The organism is Microvirgula curvata, assembly GCF_054781615.1.
On the sequence record NZ_BAAGUB010000004.1, the window covers coordinates 117,244 to 140,269 of the forward strand.

Consider the following 23,026-nt stretch of genomic DNA (forward strand, 5'->3'; position numbering starts at 1 on the left):
GACGCGGGATATTATCTGCTTCCTCTGTCGCGGGGTGGAGCAGTCCGGTAGCTCGTCGGGCTCATAACCCGAAGGTCGTAGGTTCAAATCCTGCCCCCGCAACCAGTTTACCGGTGTCGATCGCTCCATCGACATCAACACCCTGACGCGGGGTGGAGCAGTCCGGTAGCTCGTCGGGCTCATAACCCGAAGGTCGTAGGTTCGAATCCTGCCCCCGCAACCAGTATCGATTCAGGCTGTCAGCTCACGCTGACAGCCTGTTTTCGTTTCAGCCGCCAGAATTGACGTTTGCATGCTCTGGAACAAATTTTCACGCATTCGTCTTGTCATGAAAAAACGGAAATGCTAACGTGATTTCGCGTCATGCCGCCATCCAAATGGCATGATGGCTTGCCGCAGTGAACACCGGTCCGTTTTTCAACAATGACAAGAGTGAGGTGCTTCATGGATCCGTTTGTAGGCGAAATCCGCCTGTTCTCCTGGAACTGGGCGCCAAGGGGCTGGCTGCCATGTGATGGCAGGGAGCTGAGTATCCAGCAAAACGTCGCGCTGTACTCCTTGCTGTCGACAACCTATGGCGGCAACGGCGCGACCACGTTCTGTCTGCCGGACCTGCGTGTCCGGACACCGATAGGTTTTGATCCCGCCCATCCTCCTGTCCCGACCAGCAAGCGACAAGACGGCAGTGCGACCAAAACGCTTCCCGCTGCCGTTATTCCGGCCCACAACCACCTGGCAAGAGCCTCAACCGAGGCAGCGACAGCTACGGCCCCGGCCGGCGGCATCCCCGCCATCAGCCCCAAGAAGGTTTATCACGCTGCCCCCGTTGCACCGGCCCAACCTGTCGCACTGCGATCGGATACGGTTGGCTTCGCCGGTTCTGGCCAGCCCATGGACAATACCCAGCCTTCTATCGGATCGGCCTTTTTCATTGCCACTACTGGCAACTACCCGCCACAGGATTAGCATTGCGCCGGGCCATCGTTTATTTTTCGTGAGGCAACAAGCATGGCAGACTGTTTCGTTGGCGAAATCCGCATGTTCGCCGGTAATTATGCGCCAGAAGGCTGGGCCATTTGCAATGGCGCCTCCCTGTCCGTCAATGACTATCCCGCATTGTTTTCGCTGATCAGCACTACGTATGGCGGCGATGGGATCAGAATCTTTAACCTGCCCGATTTTCGCGGTCGTATTCCGGTAGGCACGTGCTCGACAAACGGGATGCCCACGATTACGCTGGGGCAGCATTTCGGTGCCGAAACATCCATGATAACAAACGCAAATATGCCACCGCACAAGCATACATTCAACGTGGTGGCAGACATAGGCGACAACGAAGCGCCCAGCAATATCATGCTGGGGAAGCTTGCGGCAGCCGGGGCCAACAAAGGGTTTTACAGCAAAGAATCCCCCGCCACGGCCGTACTGAGTGCGGATTTTCTGAGCCCCGTTACAAATCCAAACCAGGCCCCCATAAACAACATGATGGCCACACTGACCGTAAGCTACATCATTGCCTTGAATGGCCTTTACCCGGACCGGCCTAACTGAGCCCTCCCCACTGCAACTTCAAACCTGACAGGCTATGACATCATGGATGCATTTGTTGGTGAGATCAGACTTTTCCCCTACTCCAGTGGAAGAAGCGTCAGCGGCTGGTGCTTGTGTGACGGAAGACAGATGCCCATTTCGCAGTATCCGGCACTGTATTCAATTATCAGCAACCTCTATGGCGGGGATCTGAAAACCTATTTCAATCTCCCCAATCTGACAGGGCGGGCAGTCATGGGCAGCGGGAGAGGCATTGGGCCAACTCCCAGCGACCCGACCCTGACGACCAGAAAGGTCGGAGACGTGGCCGGTGAGCGTACCAGCAGCATAGAGCCTATCAATATCCCGTCTCATTCCCATCAGATCACTGGTGCGGCATATACCAATGCCAACAATATTGATACGCCGGATGCTACGACCGTGCCCTCGGCCCCGTTCAATATCAAGGTTTACGCAGCGTACAACAGCGGGGCGATACCCGCTACCCTGGCCCCGACCACAATCGGCGATGCTGGCACGGCCTATACAGCACCAATCAAGGTGGCCAATATGCAGCCTTGCCTGCAAATCAGCAGCTATTACATCTGTCTCGACAGCGGTGGCACTTACCCGATCAGGCCGTAATGGCGTTCCACCAAGCGGGGCAATAACAGGCCATAGCACATGGCGGCAAGAACAGGCCGGGCCGGATTCGATCTGGCAGGCCGCCGTGCCCACCATCTGCACCGTCAGCCGGGCAGGTACCAAAGCCACTAACGACTAGTGGCGCCGTTCGTCGTCAGCAGTCTGACGACGGCGCCTTATCCTTCCCCGGCGCCGCCCCCATCAGCATCACGAGGGCGGCGCCGGCGGAACCGTTTCCGGACGAGAACCGCAACGTGTCCACACACTCTCAGCCCCACCCCGATCCTGATTCCCTTCCTTCTCCAGAGACAAAACCAGGCTTGCGCTGGCACGTGCAAACGGATGCCGATGCGGCATTCGTCCGCGACCTGTACCTGGCGCGTCGCTGGGCGGAAACGGCGCTGATACCGGGCTGGACCGACGAACAGCGCCGACAGTTCCTGCTCGACCAGGCACGCCTGCAGCGCCTGCACTACGAGAAGTGCTATCCGGACAGCGATATTCTTGTTGTCGAGCAATCCAACCATTCAATTGGCCGCCTGTATCTGCATCGCCACGCCCCGGGCGGCTGGCACATCGTCGATATCGCCCTGCTGCCCGCCTGGTGCGGACAAGGTATTGGTTCTGCCTTGCTGCGCGCAGTCCTCGACCTGGCCGACCACGCCGGGCGCCCGTGCAGCCTCCATGTCAGCCCCGGCAATCCGGCGCAACGCCTGTACCAGCGACTGGGGTTCCAGGTGACCGGGACTGCAGGCCCCGACCTCCATCTGTGCAGACCGGTTTCCAGCCGCGCCTGATGCCCGGCCGTGTCGTGACGCCCATCCAAAGTAAATAGCAGCTACATCAAACGAATAAAATATTTATTTCGCATTATCCGGGATCTATACTGCTAACTGAATATTCATTTCCGATACCGGGACACTTCAAGCGGACGGGGGGGCAGCCTCCCGTCCGCTAAACCGTGGCGGTCATCCAGCAGCACACCCGTTTGACGCCACAGGGGGCCCCGCCCGGACGACTTCCCTCACGAGACTGCAAATGCACAGACAGTTGGCCACACTGGTTTCTGGATTCAGAACCGCAACACAGCAGGCATTTTGCATGCTGCTGTTCACGCTTGCGCTTGTCTTCCCCGCCATGGCTGTCGGCGCCGGCGTTTCCCTCTCCCCTCCCAGTGGCACGACCCTTGCCACCCTGACTCTCGGTCAGTCGATGTCGGTTACGCTGACGGCAATTGGCGGCGCCGCACCGTACGCATACTGGCAAGGCGACGTGAATGATCCGAACTACGATGGCAACGCCACCTACATCCCGGCCGGTTTGAGCCTGGATAACAATACTGGTGTGCTCAGCGGTACACCGACCACACCCGGCACCTACCCATTCCAGATATCGGTAGTGGAAAACTTTGGTGACAGCGGTGTGGCGACGTACACAGTGGTGGTCAACGGCGGCGCCACGCCGACCCTGACCCAGGTCACCCCGCCCACCGGCAGTACCGCAGGCGGCACCACGGTCACCCTGACCGGCACCAACCTGACCGGCACCACGGCCGTCAGCTTCGGCGGCACCGCAGCCAGTTCGTTTACCGTCAACAATGCCACCACGATCACCGCCACCACGCCGGCCCATGCGGCAGGTGCGGTCAACGTTGTCGCCACGACGTCGAACGGCATGGCCACGCTGACCAATGGCTATACCTATGCCTTGCCGGCCCCGACTGCCGGCGCGGTCAGCACCACCGTCGCCGCCAACAGCAGCGCCAACCCGATCACGCTGAGCCTCGGCGGCGGCGCCGCCACCAGCGTCGCCGTGGCCTCCGCCGCTGGCCATGGCACCGCCACGGCCAGCGGCACCAGCATCACCTACACCCCGACCGCCGGTTATTCCGGCCCCGACAGCTTCACCTACACCGCGACCAATGCCAGCGGCACTTCCAGCCCGGCCACCGTCAGCATCACCGTCAGTGCACCGACCCTGGTCCTGTCGCCGGCAAGCGGCGCGCTGGCCGGCGGCAGCACCGGCAGCGCCTACAACGCCACCATCAGTACCAGTGGCGGCACTGCGCCATACAGCTACGCCATCACGGCCGGCAGCCTGCCGATCGGACTGAGCCTGAACACCTCGACCGGCGCCCTCAGCGGCACCCCGGGCAGCAGTGGCACCAGCAACTTCACTGTGACCGCTACGGACGCCAACAGCGCCACCGGCAGCAACGCCTACTCGATCACCGTTTCCGGTCTGCCGCCAACCGCCAGTGCCGTCAGCGCCACCGTCGCTGCCAACAGCAGCGCCAATCCGATCACGCTGAGCCTCGGCGGCGGGGCTGCCACCAGCGTCGCCATTGCCTCCGCCGCCAGCAATGGCACCGCCACGGCCAGCGGCACCAGCATCACCTACACCCCGACCCCCGGTTACTCCGGGACGGACAGCTTCACCTACACCGCGACCAATGCCAGCGGCACCTCCACCCCGGCCACCGTCAGCATCACCGTCAGTGCACCGACGCTGAACCTGACCCCGGCCTCGCTGGGCAACGGCACGGTTGGCGTCGCCTACAGCGCTGCGGTCAGCGCCTCCGGCGGCACCGCGCCGTACAGCTACACGATCACGGCAGGCAGCCTGCCGGTGGGTCTGAGCCTGAATACCTCGACCGGTGCCCTCAGCGGCACACCGAGCACCAACGGCACGTCCAACCTGACCATCACCGCCACCGACAGCCACAGTGCAACCGGATCTCGGGCATACACATTGACCATTGGCGCCCAGGTCCCGACCGCCAGTGCCGTCAGCGCCACCGTCGCCGCCAACAGCAGCGCCAACCCGATCACGCTGAGCCTTGGCGGCGGGGCTGCCACCAGTGTCGCCGTTGCCTCCGCCGCCAGCCATGGCACCGCCACGGCCAGCGGCACCAGCATCACCTACACCCCGACCGCCGGTTATTCCGGACCGGACAGCTTCACCTACACCGCAACCAATGCCAGCGGCACTTCCACCCCGGCCACCGTCAGCATCACCGTCAGTGCACCGACGCTGAACCTGACCCCGGCCTCGCTGGGCAACGGCACGGTCGGCGTCGCCTACAGCGTCACGGTCAGCACCACCGGCGGCACCGCGCCGTACAGTTACGCCATCACGGCCGGCACTCTGCCGGTGGGTCTGAGCCTGAACACCTCGACCGGCGTCATCAGCGGCACGCCGAGCACCAACGGCACGTCCAACCTGACCATCACCGTCACCGACAGCCACAGTGCAACCGGATCACGGGCATACACATTGACCATTGGCGCCCAGGCTCCGACCGCCAGCGCCGTCAGCGCCACCGTCGCCGCCAACAGCAGCGCCAATCCGATCACGCTGAGCCTCGGCGGCGGGGCTGCCACCAGTGTCGCCGTTGCCTCCGCCGCCAGCCATGGCACCGCCACGGCCAGCGGCACCAGCATCACCTACACCCCGACCGCCGGTTATTCCGGGGCGGACAGTTTCACCTACACCGCAACCAATGCCAGCGGTACCTCCAGCCCGGCCACTGTCAGCATTACCGTCAGTGCACCGACGCTGAACCTGACCCCGGCCTCGCTGGGCAACGGCACGGTCGGCGTCGCCTACAGCGTCACGGTCAGCACCACCGGCGGCACCGCGCCGTACAGTTACGCCATCACGGCCGGCACTCTGCCGGCGGGTCTGAGCCTGAACACCTCGACCGGCGTCATCAGCGGCACGCCGAGCACCGGCGGCACGTCCACTCTGACCATCACCGCCACTGACAGCGTCAGTGCAACCGGCTCCCGGGCATACACGCTGGTCATTGGTGCCCAGATCCCGATTGCAAGTGCCGTCAGCGCCACCGTCGCCGCCAACAGCAGCGCCAATCCGATCACGCTGAGCCTCGGCGGCGGGGCTGCCACCAGTGTCGCCGTTGCCTCCGCCGCCAGCCATGGCACCGCCACGGCCAGCGGCACCAGCATCACCTACACCCCGACCGCCGGTTATTCCGGGGCGGACAGCTTCACCTACACCGCAACCAATGCCAGCGGTACCTCCAGCCCGGCCACTGTCAGCATTACCGTGACGGCACAACCGGCATCGGTGGTGTCGTCGGCCCGTACTCTGCGCGTCGGAGAGGCCGTGACTGTCGACCTGACTGACGGCGCGACTGGTGGCCCATTCACCAGCGCCCGGGTGATTTCACTGACCCCGGCATCCGCCGGCCAGGCGATCATTGTCACGGAGCAGCCAGCCAGCGCCCCGGTGCAGCGCATGATGCTGAGCGCCGCCGCACCCGCGCCACGCTACACGCTGCGCTTCATCCCGGCAGCCGCGTTTTCGGGCAGTGCCATCGCCACATTTGCTCTCAGCAATGGGACAAGCACGGCCAGCGGAACAGTCACTTTCACCGTTCAGGCTCGTCCAGACCCATCAAAGAATGCAGAAGTGATCGGCCTGGTCAATGCACAGAACCGCTCCGCCGAGCGTTTTGCCAGCACCCAGATGGCGAACTTCAACCGTCGCCTCGAGCAACTGCACCAGAACACCTGCCACGGCAACGCCTTCGGCATCAAGCTAGGCGCCGGCGGCGCGACCATTCCGGTCGCCGATCTGGCCACGGCGGCGGCCAACGCCCTGTCGGGCAAGACACCGAACGGCGACGTCGCAAACGGCAGCAAGCGCCCCACCAAGGTGGCCACAACCACGGCCCCGGCCGGAGACAGCCGCCCGGCCGTCGCCGCGCCTGCCGCCCCGTCCGCGGCGGCAGGTGACTGCAGCAGCGAACCGCTGGCATTCTGGACCGATGGCTTCGTCAACTTCGGCTCGAACGACACCCGCCATGGCCGGGGTACCGACTTCACCACTGTCGGCCTCAGCGGCGGTCTCGACTACCGGGTGTCGTCCGCACTCACCCTCGGGGTCGGTCTGGGCTACGGCAACGACCGCAGCCTGATCGGCAGTGACGATACCCGCAGCGATGCCGATGCCATCAGCGCCGCCGTCTACGCCAGCTTCCACCCGATGCCGCAGGTGTTTATCGACGGGGTGCTCGGCTACAGCTGGATCAGCTTCGATTCGCGCCGCTATGTCACCGCCGATCCGTCCAGCGGTTATGCACGCGGATCGCGCGATGCCAGCCAGGTGTTCGGTTCGCTGACCGGCAGCTACGAGCATCGCCAGGGCAATCTGCTGCTGGCACCGTACGGCCGGCTGAATGCCGCCATCACCCGCTTCGATGCGTTCAGCGAAAGCGGTGGCGGCATGTATGCACTGCACTACGGCGACCAGACCCAGCGTTATGTCACTTCGTTCCTTGGCCTGCGTTCGAGCTACGACCTGCCGACCAGCTGGGGCATGGTCACGCCGACTCTGCGCATTGAATGGGGACACAACTTCAGCAACAGCGGTGGCGTCGACCTCAGCTATGCCGACCTGGTCGGCGGGCCGGTCTACCGCCTGAATACCGATCCGCTGTCGAGCAACTTCGTCAATGTCGATCTGGGTGCCGACATCAGTCTGAGCAAGCTGTGGCTGCTGGGCATCGGCTACAAGACCTCGCTCGGGGCTTCCGGTGAGCAGAACCAGTTGTTCCGCATCGGTCTGACCAGCCGGTTCTGATCCGGAAACAGGAACGGGCACCAATGGCCGGCATGGCCCTGGTGCCCGTTTCTCTCCGGGCGGCCCTGACCGGACCGGAATGCAAAAAGCCGACATCTGACGATGTCGGCTTTTCTGTATCTGGCGCATCCGGCCCGGCTCGAACGGGCGACCCCTGCCTTCGGAGGGCAGTACTCTATCCAACTGAGCTACGGATGCAGGTCGTCGACACAACCCGTTATGGGTAAAATCTGCCGGCCCCGGATGCGACATCCGTAACGCGGCTGACGTTGTGTCAGAGGGCGCATGATAGACAATCCTGACCGGGCCGTCCAGTTGCAGCTTTGCGTAGCCTTGCCCTTCTCGTATAATCGCCAAAGATTTTTATGTCATTTTTCGTTTGCAGAGGCGGAACAAAATGAGCAGTGAGAACAGCACTATGGCCCCCGGCTCGGTTATCCGCGTTCTGGTCGCCGTCGTTGCCCTTGTCGTGGTGGCCATCTGGCTGCTCGCCAAGCTGGCAACCAGCGGCCAGATCGTCAATGCCGAAGTCATGTCCAACGAGGCCGTTGCCGCCCGATTGAAGCCGGTTGGCGAATCGGTCGCCAGCGACGCAGCACCGGGTATGCGGACCGGCGAACAGGTCTACAAGGCCGTCTGTATCTCCTGTCACGGCACCGGCCTGGCCGGCTCGCCGAAGTTTGGCGATGCGGGCGCCTGGGCGGCACGTATCGCCCAGGGTTACGACACCCTGGTGACCCACGCCCTCAATGGCCTGAACGCCATGCCGGCCAAGGGTGGCGCCACCGACCTCAGCGATGACGAGATCAAGCGCGCCGTGGCCTTCATGGGCAATGCCGCGGGTGGCAAGTTCACCGAACCGCCGGTTGGCGGGGGGGAAGCCGGCGCCGCACTGGATCCGCAAGTGGCCGGCAAGAAGGTCTACGACAGCGTCTGCGTGGCCTGCCATGCTTCCGGCGCCGCCGGCGCACCGAAGTTCGGTGACAAGGCAGCCTGGGCACCGCGTCTGAAGGCCGGCATGGACGAAGTGGTGCAGATCGCCACCAAGGGCCTGAACGCGATGCCGCCGAAGGGTGGCTTCACCGGCAGCGACGACGAGTTCCGCGCCGCCGTCCAGTACATGGCCGACGCCGCAAAATAAGCGGCGAGGCATGACAGAAAACCCCCGAACGGATTCGGGGGTTTTTTCTCGCCTGCCGGGCAGCAAAAACCCCCGGACATGCCGGGGGCTGCGGGTGCGTGCGAAGACTGACGCCCCGCGGGTACTCAGTCCTGCCACACCACCAGGCTGTACAGCTTCTTGCCGCGCCGGATCAGCGTGTAGCGACCGAACAGCCGGTCGGCATCCTCGAAGTGGCGGTCGATCGACGTCGCCTTCACGCCATTGATCGCCACCGCCTGGCTTTCAATAAAGGTACGCGCCTCGCTCTTCGACTTGGCCAGGCCCGCCGACACCAGCACATCGATCAGCGACGTGCCGCGCGCCATATCGATCCGCGGCATGCCGTCCTGCGCCAGCTGGCCCAGGTCGTCCTCGGTCAGCCCGGCGATGTCTTCGCTGAACAGGCTGCGCGAGATCCGCTGCGCCGCGACCACCGCCGCTTCGCCGTGCACCAGCGCGGTCACCTGCTCGGCCAGCACCCGCTGCGCGGTCGGCGCCTTGCCGCTCTGCTGATCGAACGCTTCCAGTGCCGCGATGTCTTCCAGCGACATGAAGGTGAAGAAGCGCAGGAAACGGTAGACGTCGGCATCGGCCACGCCCAGCCAGAACTGGTAGAACTGGTACGACGAAGTCTTGGACGGATCGAGCCAGACCGCGCCGCCCTCGGTCTTGCCGAACTTGGTGCCGTCGGATTTGGTGATCAGCGGCACGGTCAGGCCCCAGACCGTCTGCTGGTTCAGACGCCGGGTCAGGTCGATGCCGGCGGTGATATTGCCCCACTGGTCGGAGCCGCCGATCTGCAACTGGCAGCCGTGCAGGCGGTTCAGTTCGGAGAAGTCATAGCCCTGCAGCAGGCTGTAGCTGAATTCGGTGAACGAGATGCCGACATCGTCACGGTTCAGCCGCTGCTGTACCGATTCCTTGCGGATCATGGCGTTGACCGAGAAATGCTTGCCGATGTCGCGCAGGAATTCCAGCACATTCATCGACCCGAACCAGTCGTAGTTGTTGGCCATGATGGCGGCGTTATCGCCATCGAAAGCCAGGAACGGGGTCAGCTGGCCACGAATCTTTTCCACCCAGCTGGCCACCACGTCCGGCGTGTTCAGCTTGCGTTCCGCCGCCTTGAAGCTCGGGTCGCCGATCATGCCGGTGGCGCCGCCGACCAGCGCGATCGGCTGGTGCCCGGCAAGCTGGAAGCGCTTCAGCATCAGCACCGGCACCAGATGGCCAAGGTGCAGGCTGTCCGCCGTCGGGTCGAAGCCGCAATACAGCGTGACCGGACCTTCAGCCAGCCGCGCCTCGAGTGCTTCGGCGTCAGTGGTCTGCGCGATCAAACCGCGCGCTGCGAGTTCCTGAATAAGTCCGCGTGTCTGCATTGGGAAAGTCCTTAGTGGGCACACCGCTGCCGGCCATGGGCGGCCAGCGGCAACAAAACCGGTGATTTTACGCTGATTTCCGCCACAGCAGGCAGCGCGGGCGGCCGGCATGACGCAGACCCGGCGGCCCCAAAGCATTATCGGGAATTTGAATAGACTCGATTGGTATTACGCGTTTCTCTGATGCAGCACGTTTCCGTACCCTGCAGGCTGTGCTGATACCCGAATCGTGCCGTTCCCATGCTGTCTGCCCTGCTGTCTTCCCTGCGCCGCCGCTTCCCCGGCCTGCTGCTGACCGCCGTCATCGCCGCTCTGGCGATCCGCCTGGCCGGCGTCCCCGTCTTTGCCGACAACGGCCTGTCCGCGCTGACCTTCGCCATCCTGATCGGTCTGCTGGCCGGCAATACCTTCTATCCGCGTCTCGGCGGCCCGGCCGGTCCCGGGGTGCTGTTCGCCAAGGGCGAGCTGCTGCGCGCAGGGGTCGCACTGTACGGTTTCAAGCTGACTTTCCAGCAGGTCGCCGCGGTCGGCATGGCCGGCGTGATGACCGACCTGAGCATGCTGCTCAGCACCTTTCTGCTCGCCTGCTGGTTCGGCCGGCGCTTTCTCGGGCTGGAGCGGGACACGGCGCTGCTGATCGGCGCCGGCAGTTCGATCTGCGGCGCCGCTGCCGTGCTGGCCACGGCACCGGTCCTGCAGCCGCGCGAGCGCGATGTCGCCGTGGCCGTCGCCACCGTGGTGGTGTTCGGCACGCTGGGCATGGTCGTCTACCCGCTGCTGTGGCGTGCCATGGCCCAGCTGGCGCTGCCGGGGCTGACCCAGAACCAGTTCGGCATCTATATCGGCGCCACCGTGCACGAGGTGGCCCAGGTCGTGGCCGCCGCCCGCGCCGTCGGCGAGCAGGCGGCCGACAGTGCCATGGTCAGCAAGATGATCCGGGTGATGATGCTGGCGCCGTTCCTGCTCGGCCTGTCGCTGTGGCTGGCCCCGCGCAGCGCCACGCCGGACACGCCACGCCGCATCACCGTGCCGGTCTTCGCTTTCGTCTTCGTCGGCTGCGTGCTGCTGAACTCGCTGGATCTGCTGCCGCCATCCGTGGTTGCCGCCCTGATCCGCATCGACGACGTGATGCTGGCCTGCGCCATGGCCGCACTCGGCCTGACCACCCACGCCAGCGCCGTCCGCCAGGCCGGCAGCAGACCGCTGGCACTGGCTGCCGTGCTGTTTGTCTGGCTGGTTGCCGGCGGCGGCGCCATTAGCTGGGGCTGGCAGGCGCTGCTGGCCTGACGCGCATCCGTCATCGCCGGATTTTCTGATATATGACAAGACAGTTTATGTTTGCCGGTACGGCCCCGGATCGCTGCGGGCCGGGATGCTATGATTCCGGGACTCTGCGAACCGGATGCACCCGATGCAATACCTCCCGGTCTTTTTCGACTTGCGCGACCGTCCTGTCACCGTCATCGGTGGCGGCGCCGTCGCCATGCGAAAGATCCGTCTGCTGCTCGCCTGCCAGGCCCGCATCCGTGTGCTGGCACCCCGGCTCTGCGCCGATCTGGCACAACGGCATCACGATGGCCTCATCGACTTCCGGCCCGGTGAGTTCTCCCCGGCCCTGCTCGATGACGGCGACACGCCGGCACTGGTCATCGCCGCCACCGACGACGAGGACGTGAACGCCGCCGTGGCCGCCGCCTGCCGCGCGCGCCGGCTGCCGATCAATGTCGTCGACTCCCCGAGCCTGTGCGATTTCATTTTTCCCGCCATCATCGACCGCTCGCCGCTGGTGATGGCGGTGTCGTCCGGTGGCGCCGCGCCGGTACTGGCACGGCTGGTCCGCAGCCGCATCGAAGCCGCCGTGCCGGCCGCCTTCGGCCAGCTGGCCGAACTGGCGGAAACCCTGCGCCCGCAGGTCAAGGCCGCCTTGCCGGATGTCGACTCACGCCGGCATTTCTGGGAGAGCACGCTGGAAAGTGCTGACGCCGAACTGGCCCTGCAGGGCGATATCGACCAGGCCCGGCAGGCTTTCCTTGCCCGGCTGGCCGCCCCCGGCACCCCGGAAAAGGGAGAAGCGCTGCTGATCGCCGCCGGCAGCGGTGACCCCGACGACATGACTTTCAGGGCGCTGCGCCTGCTGCAGCGCGCGGAACTGGTTTTTCACGATGCCGATGTCCCGGCCGCCATCGTCGATCTGGCCCGGCGCGACGCCGACCGGGTCGCGCTGGCGGCGGCCGACGAGGGCGCGCAGGTCCTGGCCGCCGTGCGCGCCGGACGGCGCGTGGCATGGCTGCGCGCCGGCGACGGCACGCGTCACGACGACATGGCGGACCGGCTGGCCCGTGAAGGCTTGCGCACCCTGCGTGCTGCGGGCGTGGCGGGACACGCGCGAGCCGGATTATGATGACACGCTCACATCCTGTTTGACCGGCACGCATCCTGTGCCAGGCCGGCCGGAGCCGGTGTTATCGAGGGCACTCTATGGTAGGCATCCTGATCATTACTCATGGCGATCTCGGCCGCAGTCTCGCCGACTGTGCCAGGCATGTCCTGCAGCGCGACATCGACAACCTCGAGTACATGCAGGTAGACAAGAATGACGATCCCGAGCAGATGCTCGCAACGGCACGCTGCATGATCGAGCGCCTCGATCGGGGTGAAGGCGTGCTGGTGCTGACGGACATATTCGGCGGTACGCCGTCGAATATTGCCAGCCGGCTGATCGTCGCAGAACAAGTGGAGGCCATTGCCGGCATCAATCTGCCGATGCTGGTCCGGGCCCTGTGCTACAGCAGCCAGTCGCTCGAGACCGTCATCAGCAAGGCGGTGACCGGCGGGCTGGAAGGCGTCATGTATATCGTTGCGGGGGACGGGCGTGGTTGAAAAAGACATCCAGATCATTAACAAACTCGGCCTGCATGCGCGGGCATCGAGCAAATTCACCCAGCTGGCGGGGAAGTTCAAAAGCGAAATCTGGATATCCCGGAGCAACAGGCGCGTCAACGCCAAAAGCATCATGGGCGTCATGATGCTGGCGGCGGCCAAAGGCAGCACCGTTCACGTCGAGGCCAGCGGTCCGGACGAGAGCGATGCGCTTTCCGCGCTGGAAGTACTGATCAACAACCGTTTCGACGAATCGGAATGATCCGAGCCGGGCGGCTGACAAATCCTGTGCGACGCGGCTGTGTAGCGTGATTTGTCACCCTCCCGGGCGGAATTCTCCATCCGGACCACTAGGGAGAGCCTGACTGGCTCTAGGAAGACTTCGGGAATGAGCATCGTCCTGCACGGCATCGGCATTGGCGGCGGCATCGCCATCGGCCGCGCCCACCTGATCTCGCACAGCAGCATCGACGTCGTCCATTACCAGCTCGAGCCGGGCGAGGTGCCCGGCGAGCTGGCTCGCTTCGACGAGGCAATCCGCACCACCCGCAAGGAACTGGAGATGCTGTGGGGCAGCATCCCGGAAAACGCGCCGGCAGAACTCGGCGCTTTCCTGAGCCTGCACATCATGCTGCTGAATGATGCGGCCCTGTCACGCGAGCCGCGCGTTGTCATCGAACGCGAGCAGTGCAATGCCGAATGGGCACTGAAACAGCAGGCCGACGCGCTGATCGAGCAGTTCAACGAGATCGAGGAATCCTACCTGCGCGAGCGCAAGCAGGATGTGATGCAGGTCGTCGAACGCATCTACAAGAACCTGGCCGGCGCCAATGGCGAACTGCCGGAGGCCGATGACCTGATCGACGATGCGATCCTGATCGCACACGATCTGTCGCCGGCCGACATGGTCTATTTCAAGGATTCCAACTACGCCGCCTTCGTGACCGAAGTCGGCGGCGCCACCAGCCATACCGCCATTCTCGCCCGCAGCCTGGATCTGCCGTCGATCATCGCCACCCATACTGCCCGCCAGTTGATCAACGAGGATGAGCTGGTCATTGTCGACGGCATCCAGGGCGTGATCATCGTGTCGCCGGACGACATGGTGCTGACCGAATACCGCCGTCGCCTGCGCTCGTGGCGGGTGGCGAAGAGCAAGCTGGCCAGCATCAAGAAGTCCAATGCGCAGACGCAGGACGGCACGCCGATCGAACTGGTCGCCAATATCGAATTGCCGCAGGACGTCGATGACGTACTGAACTCCGGCGCGGTCGGCGTCGGCCTGTTCCGCAGCGAATTCCTGTTCCTCGGCCGCGACAACCTGCCGACCGAGGACGAACAGTTCGATGCCTATCGCGAAGTCGCCACCCGCCTGAACGGCCAGCCGCTGACCATCCGCACACTCGATCTCGGCGCCGACAAGAACCCGAAATGGTCGCAGTACACTACCGCCGACAACCCGGCGCTGGGCCTGTGCGGCATCCGCCTGTGCCTGGCCGAACCGGCGCTGTTCCGCACCCAGCTGCGTGCGATCCTGCGCGCATCGGTGCATGGCCGGGTACGCATCCTGTTCCCGATGGTCAATTCGGTCGCCGAACTGCGCCAGGCCGTGACCCAGCTGGCGCTGGCGCGCGAGGAACTCGACGCGACCGGCCAGGCCTACGATCCGGACATGCAGGTCGGCGCGATGATCGAGGTGCCGTCCGCGGCACTGACGGTCAACATGCTGGCCAAGTACGTGAACTTCTTCTCGATCGGCACCAACGACCTGATCCAGTACACGCTGGCCATCGACCGCAACGACGATGCGGTCAGCCATCTGTACGATCCGACCCATCCGGCGGTGCTGTACCTGATCTGGCATACGATCAAGACCGCAAACAAGGCCGGCGTGCCGGTATCGATCTGTGGCGAGATGGCCGGCGATGCCCGTCTGACCCGCCTGCTGCTCGGCATGGGCCTGCGCAAGTTCTCGATGCCGCCGGCCAATCTGCTCAGCGTCAAGCGCGTGGTGCTGGATACCCATCTCGACCATATCTCGCCGGTGGTCAGCAAGATCCTGCGCACCAACGACCCCGACCGCGTGCACGATCTGCTGACCCAGCTGAACACGCTGCCGGCATGAACGGCAGCGTGGCGTGGCGACGGGAAGCGTCCCGTTCGCCACGCCGGCCCTCGGCGGCCAGCGCGTGATGCAGTAGAATACCCGGTTTTACCCGGAAGCCGATCGCCATGACCGACCCCTCCACCGACGGTTCGTGGGCGCTGTACAAGCGCCTGCTCGGATACCTGAGGCAAGACTGGCGGGTGTTCATCGTCACCATCGTGGCCATGATCATCGCGTCGGCAACCGAGCCGCTGTTTGCCAGCCTGATGAAGCCGCTGATCGACGGCGGCTTCGTCGAGCGCGATCCGCAGACACTGATCTGGACGCCGCTGGCCATTGTCGGCCTGTTTGCCCTGCGCGGGCTGGCGTCCTTCACCAACGATTACACCTCGACCTGGCTGTCCGGCCGCCTGGTCATGCGGCTGCGCGAGCTGATGTTCGTCAAACTCATGCAACTGCCGGTCAGCTATTTCGACGGCAACAGCTCGGGCCGGGTCATCTCGCGCGTGACCAATGACGTGACCATGGTGACCGACGCCGGCTTCAGCGTCATTACCGTGGTGGTCCGCGACGGCATCACCCTGATCGGCCTGCTCGCCCTGCTGCTGTGGACTGACTGGCAACTGACGCTGATCTGCCTGATCATGGTCCCGGTGGTCGGCGTCGGCATTCGCGTGGTCGGCAAGCGGCTGCGCAAGCTGTCACGCAAGAACCAGCAGCACATGGGGGAAATGACCCAGGTGCTCGGCGAGACCGTCGACGGGCAACGCGTGATCAAGGTCTATGGCGGCCATGAGCATGAAACCCGGCGCTTCATGGTTTCGGCCAACGGCATTCGCCAGAACTCGGTCAAGCAGATCGCCGCCAGCTCGATGAATACCGCCGCCACCCAGCTGATCGTGTCGGTGGCGCTGGCCATCATCATCTACTTTGCCGGCGTGCGCGCCAGCCACGGCGGGTTCAGCGCCGGCGACTTCATGTCGTTCCTGACCGCGATGATCATGCTGTTCACGCCGCTGAAGCGGATTACCGGCGTCAGCCAGACGCTGCAGCGCGGTCTGGCAGCGGCCGAGAGCGTATTCACGCTGCTCGACGTGCCCGGCGAGCGCGACAGCGGCACGCGCACGCTGGAGCGCGCGCACGGCAAGCTGGAATTCGACCGCGTCACCTTCCGCTACCCGGAAGGGGAACGCGATGCGGTCAACGGCTTCTCGCTCGACGTCAGCCCCGGCGAAACCATCGCACTGGTCGGCAGCTCCGGCAGCGGCAAGACCACCATCGCCAACCTGGTGCCCCGCTTCTATTCGCCGACCAGCGGCGAGATCCGCCTCGACGGCATTCCGCTCGATGCGCTGACGCTGCACAGCCTGCGCAGCCAGATCGCCATGGTCAACCAGGACGTGGTGCTGTTCAACGATACCGTTGCCGCCAATATCGCCTATGGCGACAGCCAGGCCAGCCGTGAACGGATCATCGCCGCCGCCCACGCCGCCAATGCGCATGAATTCATCGAAGCAATGCCCGACGGCTACGACACCCGGATCGGAGAAAACGGACTGAAGCTGTCCGGCGGCCAGCGCCAGCGGCTGGCGATCGCCCGCGCCATCCTCAAGGACGCGCCGATCCTGATTCTGGACGAAGCCACCAGCGCACTCGACACCCAGTCCGAGCGACTGGTGCAGGGCGCGCTGGAGCAGTTGATGCTGAACCGCACCACGCTGGTCATCGCCCACCGGCTGTCGACGATCGAGAAAGCCGACCGCATCATCGTCATGCGCGACGGCCTGATCGTGGAAACCGGCACCCACGCCGAACTGCTGGCGCATGACGGCGTGTACGCCGGCCTGTACCGGATGCAGTTCAGCGCCGCCGCCAATCCGAATTGAAGCTCGCCCGCCATCCGGCGCCACACAGGGCGCCCCGACCCCATAGGACGAATAAATGAAAATCCTGGTCACCGGAGCCGCCGGTTTTATCGGCATGTTTGTCTGCAAGCGCCTGCTTGGCGAAGGCCATGCCGTCACCGGGATGGACAATCTGAACGACTACTACGATCCCGGCCTGAAGCAGGCCCGGCTCGATCAGCTCAGCCAGTTCGAGCGCTTCCAGTTCATCTATCAGGACCTGGTCAACCCGGGCCTGATCGAATATATCGCCCAGGGCGAATTCGACGTCGTCGTCCATCTGGCTGCCCAGGCCGGCGTCCGTTATTCGATCGCCGCGCCGCTCGCCTACGCCGATGCGAATCTGGCCGGCTTCACCCATATCCTGGAAGGCTGTCGCCACGGCAAGGTCAAGCACTTGCTGTTCGCCAGCAGCTCCAGCGTCTATGGCGGCAATACCCGCCTGCCGTTCTCCGAAACCGACCCGGTCGACCTGCCGGTCAGCTTCTACGCGGCGACCAAGCGCGCCAACGAACTGATGGCGCACAGCTACGCCCATCTGTACGGCCTGCCGGTCACCGGCCTGCGCTTCTTCACCGTCTACGGACCGTGGGGACGACCGGACATGGCCTATTTCAAGTTTGCGGAAAAGATGGTCAACGGCACGCCGATCGACGTCTACAACCACGGCCGGATGCAGCGCGACTTTACCTATATCGACGATATCGTCGAGGCCATCGCCCGCCTGCTGCCACAGGCACCGGCGGCCAACCCGGCCTATGACCGCGACCACCCGCTCGCCGGTGCAAGCTGGGCGCCATACCAGCTATTCAATATCGGCGGCAGCCACCCGGTCGCACTGCTGACCTTTATCGAAACCCTGGAAGCACAACTGGGTCTGGTCGCCGACAAGAACCTGCTGCCGATGCAGGACGGTGACGTGGTCGCCACCTGCGCCGACAACAGCAAGCTGCGTCAGGCGATCGGCGAATGGCCGGTCACGCCGCTGGAAACCGGGCTGGCACGTTTCGTCGACTGGTTCCGTACCTTCTACGGCCACCGCTGAGCCCCACTGACGCAAGACAATACCGATTGACCACCATGAAAAAACTGAGTGTTTGCGTACTGACGTTCAACTCGGAACGGCTGCTGGAGGCCTGTATCGAGCCGCTGACCCGGATTGCCGACGAACTGATCGTCGTCGACTCCGGCAGCAGCGACGGTACGCTGGCCATTCTGGAAAAATTCGGCCTGACCCCGCTGTACCGCCCGTATTCGACCCATGGCTCGCAGATGAACTTTGCCATCGACCATGCCAGCCATGACTGGGTGCTGTGCATGGACAGCGATGAAGTCATCGACGAGGCCACCGTCAACGCCATCCTGAAGCTGAAGCAGGAACTCGACGACCCGACCCTGGCCTACCGGATCACCCGGCACTGGTTCGTGCTCGGGCAGGAAGTGCATGCGATCTACCCGGTGTCGTCGCCGGACTATCCGGTCCGCCTGTTCAACCGCAGCATCGCCCGTTTCAATGATGCACCGGTCGATGACCGGCCGGCCGGCTTCGCCGACACCCGCATCATTGCCGGTTTTGTCCGCCACGACACCTTCTATACCATTCATGAAATCTTCAAGAAGCTGAACGACTACACCACGCGGCTGGTGAAATTCAAGAAGGTCTCGCCGAGTCTGGCCCGGGCATTCGCCAGCAGCATTGCGTCGTTCTGGAAGTGGTACGTGGTCAAGCAGGCCTGGAAGGACGGTCGGGTCGGGCTGGTCACCGCCACTTATGCATCGTGGTATGCCTACCTGAAGTACATGAAGGCCTGGTTCCAGGCCAGGCACAAGCCGTGACCGGACCGGCAAGGACCCCCGCTCCCATGACGCCCTTTCTTTCCGTCATCCTGATCACCAAAAACGAGGCTGCGCACATCGATGCCTGCCTTGACGCGGTGGCGTTCGCCGACGAAATCATCGTCGTCGACGCCGGCAGCAGCGACGATACCGTGGCCCGGGCCGAGGCACACGGCGCCACGGTGACCGTGACCGGCGACTGGCCGGGCTTCGGCCCGCAGAAAAACCGTGCGCTCGACCTGGCCCGTGGTCAGTGGGTGCTCAGCATCGATGCCGATGAGCGGGTCACCCCGGCACTGGCAGCGGAAATCCGCGCCCTCCTCGCCGCCCCGGCCCACGACGCCTACCGGATTCCGCGCCTGTCCAGCTATTGCGGCCGCTTTATCCGCCATTCCGGCTGGTGGCCGGACCCGGTGCTGCGCCTGTTCCGCAACGGCCGGGCCCGCTTCAGTGATGTGCCGCTCCACGAGAGTGTGCAGTTTGATGGCAGCCCCGGCATGCTGAGCCAGCCGTTGCTGCACTACACCTACCCGGATCTGGACAGCGCCATCACCAAGATGAACCGCTACTCGTCCGATGCCGCCGCCGCGATGTTCGCACGCGGCAAGCGCGCCAGCCTGCCCGGCGCCTTCGGTCACGGCCTGTGGACCTTTATCCGCATCTACCTGCTCCGGCGCGGCTTCCTCGATGGCCGCGAAGGGCTGCTGCTGGCGATCGGCGCCGGCATCGGCAGCTTCTACCGCTACGCCAAACTTTCCCTGCTCACCCGCCCGAGACAGCTTCCCGATGAAAATTCTCGAACTCGACTTTGAGCGCGGCTGGCGCGGTGGCGAACGGCAGACCCTGCTCAGCAGCCTGGCGTTTCGCGATGCCGGCCACGAGGTCGACCTGCTGTGCCGCGACGGCGAAACCCTTGCCTCCCGCGCCGGCAGCGAAGGCCTGACCGTGCATGGCTGCCGGCGTCCGCTCGATATCGTGCGTTTCCTGATCCGGCATGGCCACAACTACGACATCCTGCACGCGCAGACCGGCCACGCACTGACCTGGCTGGCCGCGACACGCTGGGCGCACCGCCGCCCGATCGTCATGTCACGCCGGGTCGCCTTTGCGCTGCATGGCACGTTCACCGCCTGGAAATACCGCCAGGCGGATGCCGTCGTCGCCATCAGCCAGGCCTGCGCCGACAGCGTGCGCCGTCTTGGCATTGACGATGTCCACATCATTCCGTCGGCCGTGCTGCCGATCGTGCCGGACCCGGAACGGGTGCGCGACTGCGCGGCAGCCTGGCGGCTCGATGGCCGGAAAGTGGTGGCGACCACCGCCGCCCTGGCCGAGGACAAGGATCCGTTCACCCTGATCGACGCCGCCGCCGAACTGCTGGGCCGGCGCGACGATGTCGTGTTCCTGCATCTCGGTCACGGTGCGCTGCTGGACGCGGCGCGGGCACGCGTTGCCGGGCTCGGGTTGCAGGATCGCTATCTGCTGCCCGGTCACCAGCCGCAAGTTGAAGCACTGTTCCCGCTGTTCGACGTCTTTGTCATGAGCTCGCGTGAAGAAGGCCTTGGCAGCAGCGTGCTCGATGCCTTCCAGGCGCGGGTGCCGGTCGCTTCGACCGACGCCGGCGGCCTGAAAGAACTGCTCGCCGAAGGCCGGGGACTGCTGAGTCCGGTTGGCGACAGCCATGCACTGGCGACCCATATCGATACGCTGCTGGCCGCCGGTCCGGCCACGGCAGCCATGGTCGATGCCGCCTGCCGTTATGTACGCGCCAACCATGAGGTCGGCATCATGGCCGGGCGCTACCTCACCCTGTTCCAGACACTGGCCACTTCCCCGCATTCATGAAACGCCCTGTCAACCTGAGCCTGCCGGTACTTGTCCCACTCCTGGCCTTGCCGGCACTGTCGCTGGCATTCAAGCCAGTCAGCCAGATCTGCTTCTACCTGCTGGTTCTGCTTGCGCTGGCCGCCCTGGCCTGCCACAGGCGTCTGGGCCTGTCGTCGCCTGCCGCCTTTGCGCGGGAATACTGGCCCCTGTGCGTCGCCCTGTTGCTGCCCGTGGCGTCATTGGCAGCAACCTTTACCTATCACGGCATTTTCGATGGCCGGGAACTGGAAAAGAAGCTCGGCCTTGCCCTGGCACTGCCCATATTCTGGCTGCTGCTGCAACTGGCGCCGGAGCGGTTGCGTCACCTGCAGTGGGGTTATCTGGCTGGCGCCGGCATTGGTGCAGGGATGGCCATCACTCTGGTGCCCATTCTCGGCCTCGGCCGCAACGTCTTCAGTCACACCGGCATCCAGGTCAATGCTGTCAGCTATGCAAACCTGCTGATGCTGCTGGGCCTCGCGTCGCTGGTTTCACTGGGCTGGACGCTGAGCCGCCATGAAAAGCTGGAAATGGCAGCCAAGCTCGCCGTCGGTACGCTGGCACTGTATGCCACCCTGGTCACCGAGACCCGCAGCAGCTGGCTGGCGGTTCCGGCCTTTGCCATCCTGCTGCCCGTCAGCATGGGCAAGCGCCTGCTCCTGCGCTGGCTGGTGCCCGGCCTGCTGCTGGCTACTCTGCTGCTAGGACTGTTTGTCTGGACTGAACCCACACTGAACGCTCGCCTTATGGAAGGCGTGCACGACCTGGCCACGTTCAAGCAACAGCCTGACACATCCCTCGGCATCCGTCTGCAGTTATGGAATGCCGCCTGGCACATGTTCCTGCAGGAGCCATGGCTCGGCATCGGCAATCCGGTTGCCTTCCACCGTTTCCTGGATGCCTATGCGCTCAGCGGGCAGGTGACCCCCTTCGTCGCCGACAACTTTGGCGAACCGCATAATGACTACCTGGCCGCCCTGTCGATGTACGGTCTGCCCGGCCTGCTGGCACTACTGCTGGCCTATACCGTACCGGCGGCCTACTTCGTCCGGCGCCTGCGCCAGCATCCACCGGCGGCCATCCGGGTGCCTGCCTGTCTGGGCCTGCTGTGGTGCCTGAGCTACATGGTATTCAGCCTGCCGGAGCACATGTTCCGCGATACGCGTATCTTTCCGCTATACAGCGTCATGGTCGTCGCCTTCCTCGCCCTGTCGAAGCCGGCGCCTGCCACCGCTGCCACCGAAACGGTAAAGCCCTCTGCCCATGCCTGATTCGTCCCTTGCCAGCAACGGCACGCTCCCGGTGCTGATGTACCACCACGTAAACCCGGTGCCGGGTGCCCTGACCATCACCCCGGCGCACTTCGCGGCGCAGATGCACTGGCTGGCCGAACACGGCTACAGCACACTCGGCAGTGCCGGTGTCGAGGCTTTTCTGGCCGGCAAACCGGTACCGAAGAAGTCGGTGGTGCTGACTTTCGACGATGGCCTGCTGGACAACTATGTCCATGCCCATCCGGTCCTGCAGCGCTACGGCCTGCATGCCGTCATGTTCCTGGTTACCGGCTGGAATCACGATGGTCCGGCACGGCTGCATGCAGGGGAGCCCAGCCCGGCCGTCGTCCCCAGCCGCGAGGACAGCAAGGCACTGATCGAGGCTGGCAGCACCGACGATATCGCCGTACGCTGGAGCGAGATCGAACGCATGCGTGCCGCCGGCACGTTCGAGTTCCACAGCCATACTCACTCCCACACCCGCTGGGACCGCGTCTGCGCCAGCAGGGAAGAGAAAACCGCGCGGTTGCAAGAGGATCTGGCCCTGTCACAGGCCACACTGCATGCACGACTTGGCGAAGCGTCCCGGCATCTGTGCTGGCCGCAGGGTTATTTCGATGACGACTACCTGCAGGTGGCCCGCCAGGCCGGCTTCCGCTACCTGTACACCACCCGGGATACCGACCGGAACCGCCCGGGATCGGACCCGGGCCATCTGTACCGCATCGGCGACAAGGGCAAGGCCGCAAACTGGATCGCAAGAAAGCTGTGGCTGGTGCGCCATCCGCTTTTCGGCGCCGCCCATTACTGGCTCAAACAGCGCAAGCACTGACCTG

Annotated in this window: 19 protein-coding genes and 3 tRNA genes; 20 read left to right on the forward strand and 2 right to left on the reverse strand. The window is 64.3% G+C overall.

From position 1 onward, the window contains the following. Positions 1 to 28: 28 nt before the first annotated feature. From ACYVG8_RS02680 to ACYVG8_RS02710, 7 genes are all read left to right on the forward strand, one after another. A tRNA-Met gene (locus ACYVG8_RS02680) sits at positions 29 to 105 on the forward strand. 41 nt (positions 106 to 146) lie between these two features. Further along, a tRNA-Met gene (locus ACYVG8_RS02685) sits at positions 147 to 223 on the forward strand. A 221-nt stretch (positions 224 to 444) separates the two neighbouring features. Beyond that, positions 445 to 966 (forward strand): phage tail protein, encoded by a 522-nt coding sequence (locus ACYVG8_RS02690; RefSeq protein WP_460744977.1) that lies wholly within the window; start codon positions 445 to 447, stop codon positions 964 to 966. 42 nt (positions 967 to 1,008) lie between these two features. Further along, positions 1,009 to 1,551, forward strand: coding sequence for a phage tail protein (locus ACYVG8_RS02695; protein WP_028500443.1), 543 nt, complete (start codon positions 1,009 to 1,011; stop codon positions 1,549 to 1,551). A gap of 42 nt (positions 1,552 to 1,593) precedes the next feature. Further along, a complete protein-coding gene (locus tag ACYVG8_RS02700) occupies positions 1,594 to 2,175 on the forward strand; it encodes a phage tail protein (RefSeq protein ID WP_084300344.1) in 582 nt (193 codons plus the stop codon). Between the two features lie 332 nt (positions 2,176 to 2,507). Next, positions 2,508 to 2,972, forward strand: a complete 465-nt coding sequence (locus tag ACYVG8_RS02705; protein WP_460744978.1) for a GNAT family N-acetyltransferase — start codon at positions 2,508 to 2,510, stop codon at positions 2,970 to 2,972. 304 nt (positions 2,973 to 3,276) lie between these two features. After that, entirely contained in the window at positions 3,277 to 7,782 is a 4,506-nt protein-coding gene (locus ACYVG8_RS02710; RefSeq protein WP_460744979.1) for a putative Ig domain-containing protein, read from the forward strand. A gap of 121 nt (positions 7,783 to 7,903) precedes the next feature. Here ACYVG8_RS02710 and ACYVG8_RS02715 read toward each other — a convergent pair. Then, positions 7,904 to 7,980: transfer RNA gene (locus ACYVG8_RS02715), tRNA-Arg, on the reverse strand. Between the two features lie 199 nt (positions 7,981 to 8,179). Between ACYVG8_RS02715 and ACYVG8_RS02720 the strand changes: the two genes are divergently transcribed. Further along, positions 8,180 to 8,923, forward strand: a complete 744-nt coding sequence (locus ACYVG8_RS02720) for a c-type cytochrome (protein WP_028500242.1) — start codon at positions 8,180 to 8,182, stop codon at positions 8,921 to 8,923. 125 nt (positions 8,924 to 9,048) lie between these two features. On the opposite strand, the gene tyrS is transcribed toward ACYVG8_RS02720, so the two are convergent. Then, positions 9,049 to 10,323, reverse strand: coding sequence for a tyrosine--tRNA ligase (gene tyrS / locus ACYVG8_RS02725; protein ID WP_028500241.1), 1,275 nt, complete (start codon positions 10,321 to 10,323; stop codon positions 9,049 to 9,051). Positions 10,324 to 10,563: 240 nt separating this feature from the next. On the opposite strand from tyrS, the gene ACYVG8_RS02730 reads away from it, so the two are divergent. From ACYVG8_RS02730 to ACYVG8_RS02785, 12 genes are all read left to right on the forward strand, one after another. Beyond that, positions 10,564 to 11,610 carry a YeiH family protein gene (locus tag ACYVG8_RS02730; protein ID WP_460744980.1) on the forward strand — a complete coding sequence of 349 codons (1,047 nt, stop codon included), beginning with the start codon at positions 10,564 to 10,566 and terminating at the stop codon, positions 11,608 to 11,610. 124 nt (positions 11,611 to 11,734) lie between these two features. Then, positions 11,735 to 12,724, forward strand: coding sequence for an NAD(P)-dependent oxidoreductase (locus ACYVG8_RS02735; RefSeq protein WP_460744981.1), 990 nt, complete (start codon positions 11,735 to 11,737; stop codon positions 12,722 to 12,724). 77 nt (positions 12,725 to 12,801) lie between these two features. After that, positions 12,802 to 13,203, forward strand: a complete 402-nt coding sequence (locus tag ACYVG8_RS02740) for a PTS sugar transporter subunit IIA (RefSeq protein WP_028500239.1) — start codon at positions 12,802 to 12,804, stop codon at positions 13,201 to 13,203. After that, complete coding sequence (locus ACYVG8_RS02745; RefSeq protein ID WP_028500238.1) at positions 13,196 to 13,465, forward strand: HPr family phosphocarrier protein; 270 nt, start codon at positions 13,196 to 13,198, stop codon at positions 13,463 to 13,465. Before ACYVG8_RS02740 ends, ACYVG8_RS02745 begins: the two co-directional genes overlap by 8 nt. Positions 13,466 to 13,591: 126 nt before the next feature. Next, on the forward strand, positions 13,592 to 15,328 hold the full coding sequence (ptsP, locus tag ACYVG8_RS02750) for a phosphoenolpyruvate--protein phosphotransferase (RefSeq protein ID WP_028500237.1): 1,737 nt from the start codon (positions 13,592 to 13,594) through the stop codon (positions 15,326 to 15,328). Positions 15,329 to 15,435: 107 nt separating this feature from the next. Next, positions 15,436 to 17,196, forward strand: a complete 1,761-nt coding sequence (gene msbA / locus ACYVG8_RS02755; protein ID WP_281661114.1) for a lipid A export permease/ATP-binding protein MsbA — start codon at positions 15,436 to 15,438, stop codon at positions 17,194 to 17,196. Between the two features lie 55 nt (positions 17,197 to 17,251). After that, positions 17,252 to 18,259 carry an NAD-dependent epimerase gene (locus tag ACYVG8_RS02760; RefSeq protein WP_460744982.1) on the forward strand — a complete coding sequence of 336 codons (1,008 nt, stop codon included), beginning with the start codon at positions 17,252 to 17,254 and terminating at the stop codon, positions 18,257 to 18,259. 35 nt (positions 18,260 to 18,294) lie between these two features. Beyond that, positions 18,295 to 19,050 carry a glycosyltransferase family 2 protein gene (locus ACYVG8_RS02765; RefSeq protein ID WP_028500235.1) on the forward strand — a complete coding sequence of 252 codons (756 nt, stop codon included), beginning with the start codon at positions 18,295 to 18,297 and terminating at the stop codon, positions 19,048 to 19,050. 26 nt (positions 19,051 to 19,076) lie between these two features. Next, entirely contained in the window at positions 19,077 to 19,862 is a 786-nt protein-coding gene (locus tag ACYVG8_RS02770; RefSeq protein WP_460744983.1) for a glycosyltransferase family 2 protein, read from the forward strand. Next, positions 19,837 to 20,895, forward strand: coding sequence for a glycosyltransferase (locus ACYVG8_RS02775; protein ID WP_460744984.1), 1,059 nt, complete (start codon positions 19,837 to 19,839; stop codon positions 20,893 to 20,895). The genes ACYVG8_RS02770 and ACYVG8_RS02775 overlap by 26 nt, the downstream gene beginning before the upstream one ends. Then, positions 20,892 to 22,187: an O-antigen ligase family protein gene (locus ACYVG8_RS02780; protein ID WP_460744985.1), complete on the forward strand. Its 1,296-nt coding sequence runs from the start codon at positions 20,892 to 20,894 to the stop codon at positions 22,185 to 22,187. Before ACYVG8_RS02775 ends, ACYVG8_RS02780 begins: the two co-directional genes overlap by 4 nt. Beyond that, positions 22,180 to 23,022, forward strand: coding sequence for a polysaccharide deacetylase family protein (locus ACYVG8_RS02785; protein WP_460744986.1), 843 nt, complete (start codon positions 22,180 to 22,182; stop codon positions 23,020 to 23,022). Before ACYVG8_RS02780 ends, ACYVG8_RS02785 begins: the two co-directional genes overlap by 8 nt. Positions 23,023 to 23,026 lie beyond the last annotated feature (4 nt).